We start from the raw sequence: 10,152 nt of genomic DNA on the forward strand, positions 1-10,152 counted from the left end.
CGGCTGAAAGGGCCTGCGCGTCGATTCCTGCGGCCACCCATCATGACGCCTGACGACGGCGAGCGGTGACGGTGCCTGATAAAAGTCACAGCAGGCGGGAACGTGCCTCGCGTTTGCCTTGATTCAAGCATCACCGGTGTCCCCAGGGTCGGAGGTTGGGTCATCTGCCTGGGTGGGCTGGCGGCGTGGCTCACTGTCGCTGTCGAATCGCGCGATCGCCTCGACCATGATCAACCGCAGCCGTCTATGCCGTTGCACTGACTGTAGGACGAGAGCTGCCAGGATGAGAAATCCCCACCATAGACCCACGACGAGGGCCCCGTAGTCATCGACGCCTCCAAAGAATCGGGTGGCGAGCACGGTCATCGCTGCCAAGGGCAGGCTGATTCCGGCACGGAACTCCGTCTCGGCGCGTAGGCGATCGTAGAGCTCATAGAGTTCTGGCTCCCGCCCGACAAGCCGAACGACGTTCGCGAACTCCAAGTGCTCGTGTGGCTCCTTACGAACCAGGCCGATGAGTCGGTCAACGCCAGCAACCAGCCCATTGGACAGTAGCGTGGAGAACGAGCCCACCACATATGCGGCAAGGCAGAGAACGGCAGCGATGATCGGATTCGATATCCACGTGTAGATCCGCGAGAGAGATGCACCGATGACTGTCGCCATTGCGGTACCCGGCGGCAACTTGTCCGCTTCCTCTGGGCTGATGCCGCTTACGATTTCCGACGTGAAGGCGCCTGTGCCAAAGGCTAAGAAGGCGGCGAATGGGACCAACCAGATGAAGCCCGTGACGAGCGGGGTCCTGATCTCTCGCAGTCCGGGCAGCAATCGAGACAGAATCACGACCTTCAGTCAAGCTGTTGCCGCGGGCGCTGAATAGTGAGATGAGGGTGAGGGCGCGGACGAGTTGCAGCGTTTCAAGAAGCAGTTCGACGATCCTCGGTTCCGCAGACGGTCTGCGAGTGCGTGCAGGAGAGTGGGTCCGCCGCGAAACCCGAGCAGGCCGTTGAGCACTGGAGGAGTAAGGCCGCTCAGTACGGCATGAGCTTGCCCGCCACGCCGGAGAAGAAGCGGCCGCGCCGCCGGCGCGGATGATTAGAGGGGTGCGAACCGTCCGGGGGATGGCTCTCACTCCATCCGGCAACACGCATCGCCACAACGAAGGAGAGATCGATGCTCAACACCGACAGCGGCCACGCCAGCGTCCTGCAGCCGGACGGAGAGACACCGCGAGGCGGTGGCTTGCGGTGGCTTGTCCGTTGCCCCAAGTGTGGGGAGGAGAACATCGACCGCGCGGAGACGGGGCCCCACCAGTCCGTCACGATGCACCCTGACCGCGATGAGTACGACAGCCCCACCGGAACACGTGGCGGCTACGTGCAGGTGGAACTGACCTGCTCCGGCGGCCACGATTTCAGGCTGTTCCTGGCCAACCACAAGGGCATGGAATACATCGACATCATCGCGGGAGAGGGACGGCCTGCCGCGCCAGTCGATCCAGAGAACCCGTGGGGCGACGCGGTCTAACCATCCAGGGCGTGGTTCGGCTCGCGCCGGGCAGCTACTCCGCGTCGTCCAGCTCCACCTCGTCCAGGCCGAGCTCGTCGAGATACGCCTCTATAGCGTCGTTGATGACGGCTTTGCCGCCCATCTGCTCCTGGTGGCATGCGGCGACGAGCCGCGCCCTGGTGTTGGGCTTGAGCCGTACGACAGCCGGCGGCGCGGTGGGCCGGTCGGCCGGTGTACCGGGCGGCGGCTGGTTGGGGTCACGCGGCATCTTGAGGGCCTCGGCGTCCGTGGGCATCTCGGCCGGGATGGGCGGCTGCAGCGCATCGCAGTAGGTGTTGATGGCCGCCTCGAACGTCTCCTGTAGGCCTTCACCGGTGATTTTGAGGGCGTGGGTGAGGCGGTCGTCGATGTCGGTGTACAGGTGAGCGATGGTGGGCTGAAGGCCTGTCCACTTGGGCGAGCGGATGCGTCGTGAGCCTCCGCGGCCTGATTGCGGTTCCGCTGCCGGCTGCTGCGCATCTGCGGGCTGTGCTGGTTTCGAGTTGCGTGGCATGGGTGCTGTGGCTTCCTGTGGTGGCGTGGCGGGGTTCCAACGGTACGGGTTTTCCGTCGTCTTGTCGCGTTGAAGGGCCAGCGTAGGTGATCAGTGCCCCAATCATTATTACTCATCTCTCAATGGTCTATAGCGGTCTATAGGATGTGTCGGGGGGAAGCACTGCTCCCTAGTCCGCCGACGTTGAGAGGCGGCACGTCGTAGGCTTGCCGGTGCGTGTCTGCAATCACGCGGAAGCCCCGGTGTCGCTGGCGCCGGGGCTTACCCCTTTTCTGGGGGATCACCGCTCCCCGGACTTGCTATTCAATCTCCTGAACGTATGCGGAGGTTCCCAAGATGTATGCTTCTACCATGACCAGGAAAGGCCCCCGCACGCCGGTGCCCCTCTACCGGATGATCATCAACGCCATCAAGGAAGACATCGACACTGGTCGGCTCCAGCCCGGCCAGGAGCTGCCCACGGAAGCCGAACTCTGCAAGCTCCACGTCGCGTCACGGCTGACGGTCCGCAAGGCGCTGGCCGAGCTGCGCGACGAAGGCCTTATCTACACCATCCACGCCAAAGGCTCCTACGTCGGACCCGAGGACGCCCCGACGATCCGCAAGCCGTGGCCGTTCGAGCAGATCGCGGCCGCCCTCCTCGAGGGCATCAAGAAGGGCGGCTACGAACCGGATGAGGCGCTGCCGTCCGAGGTGGACTTGATGGAGGAGTACGGCGTGGCCAAGAAAACGGTCCGTTCGGCCGTCGCTCTGCTGCGTGAGCAGGGCTGGGTGTACACCGTGCCCGCAATTGGGACTTTCGTCTCAAGTCGCGACAAATGGCCGACCAGCGAGTCAGCGTGAAAGGGTTGCCGGGAATTCCGCAATGGCACGCGGTGCGGTCGCGATCGGACGGGCGCTGCATCGCGTGTCATTTTTGAGTCACCGATCAGCGCCGACCTGCTGTTCCAGGGCCTTCGCATAAAAATCAGCGTGGTTGGCGGTGTCGCCGATACGCGGCCGCGCGCGGATGGCGAGGATCACGCTCGCGCACACCAGCAGGCAGGCCCCCACCATGATGTTGATATCCACGGGGTCAGGCGCGTCGGTGAGGACGACATGGACGACGAAAGCGGCGAACGTCAGCGTGCCGACGACGAAGGCCGCTCCGAGTGACACCACTGCTGGTCTCATGATGTTGCCCTTCTCGGTGAATCTCGTTGTTGGAGCGTTCTCTTCTACCATCCCCGTCCGACAAGCGCGTGCCCGCCCGGTATGGGTTACCTTCTGACAACCGTGCGCACGCAAACATTCACAGGCTGACGCAACTACGTGTCAGAAAAGCGCCATGTCGTCAACATGCTGCCCGGGAACGGTAGACAATCCTCTGTAAAGATACTTTTATGGTCACTCGCGTATGACGCCCGTAGGTGCCTAAAAGGCAATCTGGGTGTCCGCATTCCTTTTGTTCGCACCGTTCCAAACCGGGGGAGTCCCTAGCATGTCCATGCTCATTGGCGCCTTTGCGCGCCTGACCAGGTACGTCGTTGCCGTCACCGCTGCGGCCCTGCTGATCGCGGCCCCCACCGCCGCCCACGCCGACGACATCGCTCCGACTCCTGAGCCGAGCGCCACGGCGGCCGAGCCGACCCTGTCCCCAGAGACCGACAGCACCGGCACCGTCCCCGGTGTCCCGGACGACGTCTCCGTACCTGTCTCTCCGAGCCTGCCTGAGTCTTCGGCCCTCGACACCCTGGTCGGGCTGGAGCAGACCGCCCACATGGGCGGCATGTAGCCGCGACAGCCGGCCCGGAGGAAGCGAAGGACCCCAGTCAGTCTCGGAGAATCATGATTAGCTGCGCCATCCGCACGTGGCTGTACAGCCTGACCATCATGTCGGTTGCGGGCTGGGCGACGGCCGCCTGCTCGTTCCTCGTCCTGTATATCGATAAGGCCCTCGGCGCGGCCGTGCTCGCGCTGCTGATGCTCTGGACCGCAGCCGTGCCCATCCCCGCCACGATCCAGCTCATACGGTGGTGGCAACGTGCCCGCGTAGCGCGGCGAGTGCTCCTCCTCGGCGAAAAACACGCGGGTTACGTACGTTTGTTCGATAACGCGCACGGGGAAACTCGATCTGTCCTGCGCTAAAACGACGCAACAGCCACGCCATCAGGGGAGTGATACAGCCGTGCCACACCGGATCGCCGGCCTCAGCCTGGAACAGGAACGGCTCTACCGGCACCTGCTCGCAACCGGGCCCAGCAGCATAGACGTGCTGGGGGAGCAGTTCGGCGACCAGGTCCACGATGACCTGTACGAGCTGACGGTCCGGGGCCTCGTGCATGGCGATCCCCTGATGGCGCGGCGTCCCTCGATCGCCATGAATGGCGTCCTCACCGCGCAGGAGGCGGAGCTGCGGCGGGCCCAGTCGTACGTGGAGGAGCTGGACCGCATCTACGACGACGTCCACCAGCCCGCCGGTGGCGACGCCATCACCGTGCTCACCAACCGCGAGCTGGTCCAGCACTGGTACGAGACGCTGAACGCCACGGCCGAGCACGAGATCATGCAGCTCGTCACTCACCCGTTCCTGCCGCTCATTCAGCCAGAGCGGACCGGCGCAAGCGCCGACCCGGATCATGAAAACCATCCGGATCGTGTAAACCACCCAGCGAAGTGCCGCGTCATCTTGGAGTGGAAAGTGTTCGAGAGCCGGTCGGCGATTGACGGCATGCAGCACTCCCTTGAGCGGGGCTGCGAGATCCGTCTCGCTGACAGGCTGCCGCACAAGCTCCTCATCGGGGACCGGCGCATGGCACTGACGCCCCGCTACCCGCGGAACCACGACGTCAGCCACATGATGCTCGTGCATCCGGGCACGTTGGTGGACTTCCTTGTCCGCGTCTTCGAGACCGAATGGGAGCGGGCGCTGCCGCTGCAGCCCGACCCGGGCCGATTCGCCGACGCCGACCGACTGGACTCCGACGAAATGATGATCGTCGAAATGCTGGCGAACGGCGCCCATGTCGAGCGCATCGCCAGTGCGCTCAAGGTCCACGCCCGTACGGTCAATCGCCATCTCGACAAGTTGAAGCGCAAGGCCGGCGTGACCACGCTGTACCAGCTCGGCGCCTACGCGTCGCGCCACTGGATGAACTGAGCCCTATCTGGGTCGGAGTATCCGCAGCTGGGCGCTGGTCGCCTTGAGCGTTGACGCAAGGTGAGACAGCAAGACCTTCTCCATCTGCTCCCGCTCTGCGGCGGACACGCCTTTCAGCCCGCGTATCTCGCGGAGCATCGACTGGAGTTGCTGCTGCAAAGATTCGGGCGTGAGGTCGGAGTCAATGGCCGCAAGCGCCGGATCGGCCTTGGTCCGCTCACGGATCCACTCGCGGAACAGGTTGGCCGCCTCTGGCCGGCCTTGATCATCGAGGTCATCTGGGCTGATGACGACGTCGTTCGCCAGGTCGTTGACCGCGGCCGCCATGAACACAATCTCTCGGTCATCTGGATCTTTATCGCCAGATTCGATGCGTCGCCAGGCGGGCTCGGAGAACAGTTCGCCGGACAACTCTGTGGCGCGCTTGGCGGCGGCGCGGACGGAGATGCGTCGCCGTAGCTTGCCTGGATGTTCTCGGCGTTCGGAGATGAACTGAACCACATCTGAGGTCTGGCTGGTGTCGGCCACGGCGCTCGCGGGTCCTTTCGTGGCAGTTGAAGTGTCATAAATGTGTTGGCGCACACGGTACCAACAAGTGCGTCAGGTGTCCTACGACATCTCAAAGTAATCGATTACTCAGCGTGACATTTTCGAGGTCAACGTCCTGACGCATTCGACGCGCTTTGACGTTGCATAGTGCGTCAAGAGGCGATAGTGTCGGTTATGTCGGTACGTACATGTGTGACCGAAATAGGAACACAGCGCAGACGCACCGCCTGATCTGAAACCACAGCCCCCACCGAACGGAGCGCCATGCCCGGCATCCTCCGCTGGGAAGACCCAGCCCCTAGATCCCCCGCAAGCGACGACTACGAGCCCATAGCCGCCGGACTCCAGAACAAGCCCGGCGTCTGGGCAGTCATCGCCGAAAACCCCGACACGCCGGAAGGCAAGCGAGCCTCCGCCCGCATGTTCAACGCCGTCAAGCACGGTTACAAGGGCTTCCGCCGAGTCGAGGACGGAACCTACCGGGCCACCACCCGCACCGTCACAAACGGCGACGGCACCAAGGTCATCCTGGTCCACGCCATGTTCGTCAGTAGTCGATAGCGGAACCGCTATCTGTATGTACGCCAACACCGCAACAGCGCCGACTCTCGACGACCTCGTGCAGCTCATCGCCACAAAAGCCGCACAGCACTGGTCCTGGGACGCCAAGTCCGCGCTCACCAGTCTGCTCGCCGACGTCCTCGGCGACTACGACGCCGCTTACCAGCTCATCGAGGAGACCGGCCGAAAGCTCCTGGCCGCCGAATACGGAGAGGACAACCAGTGAAGACCCTTCCACCGGGCTTCGACATCACCCGCGACATCCCCACCGTCGAGGAGGTCGCCGACTACATCGGCGTCATCACCTCCACCGACGAGCGGCAGCACCCCTACAGGGCGTTCCCCGCCCGGTGCCGGCCGAGCGTCGGCGGTGGCCCCAAGCTCGACCCGATGTTCGAGGACGAGTACCGGTTCGGGTGGTTCGGGCAGGCTGACTACGACGGGCACATCGGCGGTGGTGCGTGAGCATCACCTTCCGCGAGCACGAGCGCGACGAGTACGACCCGAGCCACGCCGTCCCGACCGACCACGGCCGGTACTACATCGACCCGAAGTTCCTCAAGCCGCTCATCTCGGTGACCAACGCCATCGACCAGCACATGATCGAGGCGCTGGCCCCCGCCGCCGCGAGGGACACCGCGAAATGGCTGATGGACAACCTCCCCGCCGCGAACCGCGCGGCCGCCGACCCCGACGACATGGAGGAGTTCATCAAGCTGGCCAAGAGTCAGTACCGGGTCCAGTGGGACAAAAAGGCCGACCTCGGCTCCCGCGTCCACGCCATCGCTGAAGCGATCAACCTCGGCGCCCCGTACATCCCCGACGAGGAAGCCGAACCGTTCGTCAACTCCTACCGGGAGTTCCTGAGCGACTTCGGCATCGACATCCGCCGCGACATCAAGGCGGCCGAGTGCACCGTGCTGAACCGCACCCTCGGCTACGGCGGGACGAGCGACATCTGGGCCAACCTCCGATTCGACAGCCCGACGTCGCCGATCATCCCGAAGTACAAGCCGCGCGCGGTCCCGCCCGACCCGATCCCCAGCCCGTCCGGGCTGTGGCTCATCGACATGAAGACGTCGCTGACCAAGCCCGCGAGTGCGATCTATGACGACTACGTGATGCAGCTCGCCGCGCTGCGGCACTCGGAGGTCGCCCTGGTGTGCCCGCCATCGTGCAGGTACGGGGAGACCGAGGGCCACGACGACAGCCACGAGTTCCCCGTCCCGGAGTTCGTCGGCACGGCGATCCTCAACCTCCGCGAGACGACGTACGGCTTCATCCCGCTGCCCGCTGATCGTGACGCGTTTGACGCGTTCTGCGGGCTGCTGCCGCTGGCCCGCTACGTGCATGGCCTTGAGCTGCGCGGCTTCAAGCCGATCAAGCCCCCGACGAAGACCACGACCAGGAAGGACGCCGCCTGATGCCCATCGACCCCTCCGTACTGCAGCGCCGCCACTGGCAGGACGGCCGGATCCGCCTCGGCGTGAAGAAGATCAGTCAGAACGGCCGCGAGTACCCCAGCAAGATCGAGACGTTCCGGTTCACATCGCCCAGCGAGGAGATGATTCTGGGCGTCGCCGAGCTGTACGGCGGCCACGCCAAGCCGTGGAAGTCACCCGAGGGCCCCCAGTTCGAGGTCATCACCGAAGCGACCCGCATCCCCGTCATCGTTCCGCCCAACGGGCTGTCTCAGAACATGGAGGCATGGGAGGCGAAGGTGTGCGTCCGCCGCTGCACAGGCGTCGCGATGCAGGCCCCGTTCGTCGGCCCGTGCCTGTGCGGCGCTGACCGCGACCTCAAGAGCCGCCTGTGCAAGCCCACCACGCGGCTCGGGGTGTTCCTCAAGGAGGTGCCAAGTCTCGGCCTGTGGCGGCTCGACAGCAAGGGTGAGAACGCCGCGGCGGAGCTTCCGAACGCCGCCGAATTCCTCTCTCACGCAGGCACGTACGTGGATGCCTGGCTGTACCTGGCCAAGCGCAACGGCACGATCATCGACCCGAAGACCAAGCAGCCCAAGCCGACGACGTACATGGTGCCCGGCCTGACGATCGAGGGCATCGGGTTCGACGAGCTGATGTCGGGCGAGGTCGCCCGCCGCGCTGAGCTGTCCCGAGGCGGCGGTGCGCAGCGGGCGATCGAGGCCGCGTCCGCGACCAACTACATCGCGATGATCGAGGCGGCCACGAACCGCGAAACGGTCGAGGCGATCTGGAAGACCGCCAAGCTCGACCCCGCCTGGGCCGATCGGATGGACGCGGTGGTGGCCGCGGCCAAGGCCCGCGTCGCCACCTTCCCCCCGCAGCAGGACAAGGGCGCACCGCAGGGCCAGCCCGCCCCGGCGGACGAGCCCACGCGTGAGGAGGAACCGCCTGAGAACCCGCCGCCAGCGCCGAGCGACCCCGAAGCGGACCGGTTGAGGCAGCACATCATGACCGCGTGGGCGGGCACGACGAGCCAGCTCCACACCGCGTTCCGCGACCGCACCGGCACGACCATGAAGGCCGCGAACCTGCAGCAGCTCAAGGACTTCGCCGACAACCTGGGCCAGCCTGCGGCGGGCCCGATCGCTGACGAACCGCGCAAGGCGTCCGAACGGGCCGAAGCGCTCCTCGAGTCCGCTCGCCAGCAGGACACCGCGGCGGCGGACGACGGTGAGGACATCGTGGACGGCGAGGTCGTCGAGGACGAGGAACAGCCGAAGCCCAGCAACAATGCGCTGCGCGAGCTCGGCGTGTGGTTCGGCGAGGCCGGGATCACAATCCACACCGGGAAGGGCTCCACCAAGGCCAACGACGACGCCCGGTTCGCCTGGATCACTGAGCACCTGGGCGTCACCGTCACCTCGACGAAGGACCTGAACGCCACCCAGGTGGGCGACGCCACCAAGCTCTTGATGCAGCAGGCCGCCGCCCGCCGCAACGACCTGCGACAGCGCATCGTCAACGTGTGGTCCGACCTCGGCGGCACCAACCAGCAGCTGTCCACAAAGTTCGAGCAGGAGATGAAGAAGCCGGTCGGGGAGGCGTCCAACGCCGACTACGCCGCCTTCCTCAACAAGCTCAACAACAGCGAGATCACCCCGGACGGTGGTCGGTGATGCAGCTGACGCACTACCAGCGGGCGGCCATCCGCGCCGACCGGCTCGCCCGCATCAAGCGCGAGCGGCAGCGGCGCGCTACCGTCCTCGCGCAGATCGCGCAGCACGCCGGGGCGTGCGACCACCCCCGCGACTGCCTCACCTGCAAGGCGTTCCGGCTGCTCGCCGAGTACGTGCCGTTCGAGCCCACGATCCGCGAGGAGCACGAGCACGTCAGCCAGCAGCTCGACGAAGCGCGGGAGCGGCTGGAGCGGATCCGCGACGTGCACAAGACGCTCTCCGAAGCCGCCCAGATGGGCACCCCGCTGGCCCGGACGGTCCACGACGCCGCATGGGTCGCCACGTTCCGGCTCGCCAACGCCTGGTACGGCGAGGACGTCGAGAACCCCTACGCCGAGCTGAAGCCCGACTACCTCTGACCATCCACTCCCGGCGTCCGCGCCCGCAGGCGCCGGGCTCAGCCCCCTCAAGGAGTCCCCATGAAGACGATCACCGTCGAGTACGACGACGTGACCCCCGCCACCATCGAGCAGCGGCTGTCCAACGGCGAGACGACGCTGTCCATCGGCAACCGCCGCTACCCCGCCGCGCTCAACGACCGGAACGGCCTGTTGGAGGCCCTGCGCATCGCCGACAAGCTGTCCGCCTCCGTCGTCGCCTGGCGCGGCGACATCGTGGCTGCGCTGCAGAAGCTCGACGCCGACGAGCGCGCCCGCGAGAACGCCACCGCGTGACCCCTGC

Annotated in this window: 16 protein-coding genes; 12 read left to right on the forward strand and 4 right to left on the reverse strand. The window is 65.5% G+C overall.

Annotated features, from left to right (window positions below; genetic code table 11):
* Nucleotides 1-123 precede the first annotated feature (123 nt).
* Entirely contained in the window at nt 124-828 is a 705-nt protein-coding gene (locus tag AB0J09_RS17185) for a hypothetical protein (protein WP_360691172.1), read from the reverse strand.
* A 345-nt stretch (nt 829-1,173) separates the two neighbouring features.
* Between AB0J09_RS17185 and AB0J09_RS17190 the strand changes: the two genes are divergently transcribed.
* The gene (locus AB0J09_RS17190; RefSeq protein ID WP_360691175.1) at nt 1,174-1,527 is read left to right on the forward strand and encodes a hypothetical protein; all 354 of its coding nucleotides are present in this window, start codon (nt 1,174-1,176) and stop codon (nt 1,525-1,527) included.
* A gap of 34 nt (nt 1,528-1,561) precedes the next feature.
* Here AB0J09_RS17190 and AB0J09_RS17195 read toward each other — a convergent pair whose 3' ends face one another.
* Nucleotides 1,562-2,062 carry a hypothetical protein gene (locus AB0J09_RS17195; protein WP_360691178.1) on the reverse strand — a complete coding sequence of 167 codons (501 nt, stop codon included), beginning with the start codon at nt 2,060-2,062 and terminating at the stop codon, nt 1,562-1,564.
* 351 nt (nt 2,063-2,413) lie between these two features.
* Here AB0J09_RS17195 and AB0J09_RS17200 point away from each other — a divergent pair, with 351 nt between their 5' ends.
* Nucleotides 2,414-2,905 (forward strand): winged helix-turn-helix domain-containing protein, encoded by a 492-nt coding sequence (locus AB0J09_RS17200; protein ID WP_360691181.1) that lies wholly within the window; start codon nt 2,414-2,416, stop codon nt 2,903-2,905.
* A 78-nt stretch (nt 2,906-2,983) separates the two neighbouring features.
* Here AB0J09_RS17200 and AB0J09_RS17205 read toward each other — a convergent pair whose 3' ends face one another.
* Nucleotides 2,984-3,235, reverse strand: coding sequence for a hypothetical protein (locus AB0J09_RS17205; RefSeq protein WP_360691184.1), 252 nt, complete (start codon nt 3,233-3,235; stop codon nt 2,984-2,986).
* 307 nt (nt 3,236-3,542) lie between these two features.
* Here AB0J09_RS17205 and AB0J09_RS17210 point away from each other — a divergent pair, with 307 nt between their 5' ends.
* Genes AB0J09_RS17210 through AB0J09_RS17220 form a run of 3 tightly spaced genes read left to right on the forward strand, consistent with a single transcriptional unit; the run spans nt 3,543 to nt 5,201 of the window.
* On the forward strand, nt 3,543-3,836 hold the full coding sequence (locus AB0J09_RS17210) for a hypothetical protein (protein ID WP_360691187.1): 294 nt from the start codon (nt 3,543-3,545) through the stop codon (nt 3,834-3,836).
* Between the two features lie 53 nt (nt 3,837-3,889).
* Nucleotides 3,890-4,189 (forward strand): hypothetical protein, encoded by a 300-nt coding sequence (locus tag AB0J09_RS17215; protein WP_360691190.1) that lies wholly within the window; start codon nt 3,890-3,892, stop codon nt 4,187-4,189.
* A gap of 40 nt (nt 4,190-4,229) precedes the next feature.
* Complete coding sequence (locus AB0J09_RS17220) at nt 4,230-5,201, forward strand: helix-turn-helix domain-containing protein (protein ID WP_360691193.1); 972 nt, start codon at nt 4,230-4,232, stop codon at nt 5,199-5,201.
* Nucleotides 5,202-5,204: 3 nt separating this feature from the next.
* Here AB0J09_RS17220 and AB0J09_RS17225 read toward each other — a convergent pair whose 3' ends face one another.
* A complete protein-coding gene (locus tag AB0J09_RS17225) occupies nt 5,205-5,729 on the reverse strand; it encodes a hypothetical protein (RefSeq protein WP_360691196.1) in 525 nt (174 codons plus the stop codon).
* Between the two features lie 285 nt (nt 5,730-6,014).
* On the opposite strand from AB0J09_RS17225, the gene AB0J09_RS17230 reads away from it, so the two are divergent.
* The 7 genes from AB0J09_RS17230 to AB0J09_RS17260 are packed head-to-tail and all read left to right on the forward strand — an operon-like array spanning nt 6,015 to nt 10,145.
* A complete protein-coding gene (locus AB0J09_RS17230; RefSeq protein ID WP_360691199.1) occupies nt 6,015-6,311 on the forward strand; it encodes a hypothetical protein in 297 nt (98 codons plus the stop codon).
* A 16-nt stretch (nt 6,312-6,327) separates the two neighbouring features.
* Nucleotides 6,328-6,537 carry a hypothetical protein gene (locus AB0J09_RS17235; protein WP_360691202.1) on the forward strand — a complete coding sequence of 70 codons (210 nt, stop codon included), beginning with the start codon at nt 6,328-6,330 and terminating at the stop codon, nt 6,535-6,537.
* The gene (locus AB0J09_RS17240; protein WP_360691205.1) at nt 6,534-6,776 is read left to right on the forward strand and encodes a hypothetical protein; all 243 of its coding nucleotides are present in this window, start codon (nt 6,534-6,536) and stop codon (nt 6,774-6,776) included. Before AB0J09_RS17235 ends, AB0J09_RS17240 begins: the two co-directional genes overlap by 4 nt.
* Nucleotides 6,773-7,735, forward strand: coding sequence for a hypothetical protein (locus tag AB0J09_RS17245; protein ID WP_360691208.1), 963 nt, complete (start codon nt 6,773-6,775; stop codon nt 7,733-7,735). The genes AB0J09_RS17240 and AB0J09_RS17245 overlap by 4 nt, the downstream gene beginning before the upstream one ends.
* Nucleotides 7,735-9,411, forward strand: coding sequence for a hypothetical protein (locus AB0J09_RS17250; protein ID WP_360691211.1), 1,677 nt, complete (start codon nt 7,735-7,737; stop codon nt 9,409-9,411). The genes AB0J09_RS17245 and AB0J09_RS17250 overlap by 1 nt, the downstream gene beginning before the upstream one ends.
* A complete protein-coding gene (locus AB0J09_RS17255; protein ID WP_360691214.1) occupies nt 9,411-9,830 on the forward strand; it encodes a hypothetical protein in 420 nt (139 codons plus the stop codon). Before AB0J09_RS17250 ends, AB0J09_RS17255 begins: the two co-directional genes overlap by 1 nt.
* A gap of 60 nt (nt 9,831-9,890) precedes the next feature.
* The gene (locus tag AB0J09_RS17260) at nt 9,891-10,145 is read left to right on the forward strand and encodes a hypothetical protein (protein WP_360691216.1); all 255 of its coding nucleotides are present in this window, start codon (nt 9,891-9,893) and stop codon (nt 10,143-10,145) included.
* Nucleotides 10,146-10,152: the final 7 nt, after the last annotated feature.

It is taken from the genome of Nonomuraea sp. NPDC049784 (assembly GCF_040659615.1).
Lineage (GTDB): Bacteria > Actinomycetota > Actinomycetes > Streptosporangiales > Streptosporangiaceae > Nonomuraea.

Bases quoted from the DNA above. Each gene is read 5' to 3' on its own strand.
- AB0J09_RS17210 (WP_360691187.1), top strand. From the start codon at position 3,543: ATGTCCATGCTCATTGGCGCCTTTGCGCGCCTGACCAGGTACGTCGTT.
- AB0J09_RS17195 (WP_360691178.1), bottom strand. From the start codon at position 2,062: ATGCCACGCAACTCGAAACCAGCACAGCCCGCAGATGCGCAGCAGCCG.
- AB0J09_RS17215 (WP_360691190.1), top strand. From the start codon at position 3,890: ATGATTAGCTGCGCCATCCGCACGTGGCTGTACAGCCTGACCATCATG.
- AB0J09_RS17255 (WP_360691214.1), top strand. From the start codon at position 9,411: ATGCAGCTGACGCACTACCAGCGGGCGGCCATCCGCGCCGACCGGCTC.
- AB0J09_RS17200 (WP_360691181.1), top strand. From the start codon at position 2,414: ATGACCAGGAAAGGCCCCCGCACGCCGGTGCCCCTCTACCGGATGATC.
- AB0J09_RS17190 (WP_360691175.1), top strand. From the start codon at position 1,174: ATGCTCAACACCGACAGCGGCCACGCCAGCGTCCTGCAGCCGGACGGA.
- AB0J09_RS17235 (WP_360691202.1), top strand. From the start codon at position 6,328: ATGTACGCCAACACCGCAACAGCGCCGACTCTCGACGACCTCGTGCAG.
- AB0J09_RS17260 (WP_360691216.1), top strand. From the start codon at position 9,891: ATGAAGACGATCACCGTCGAGTACGACGACGTGACCCCCGCCACCATC.
- AB0J09_RS17205 (WP_360691184.1), bottom strand. From the start codon at position 3,235: ATGAGACCAGCAGTGGTGTCACTCGGAGCGGCCTTCGTCGTCGGCACG.
- AB0J09_RS17250 (WP_360691211.1), top strand. From the start codon at position 7,735: ATGCCCATCGACCCCTCCGTACTGCAGCGCCGCCACTGGCAGGACGGC.
- AB0J09_RS17230 (WP_360691199.1), top strand. From the start codon at position 6,015: ATGCCCGGCATCCTCCGCTGGGAAGACCCAGCCCCTAGATCCCCCGCA.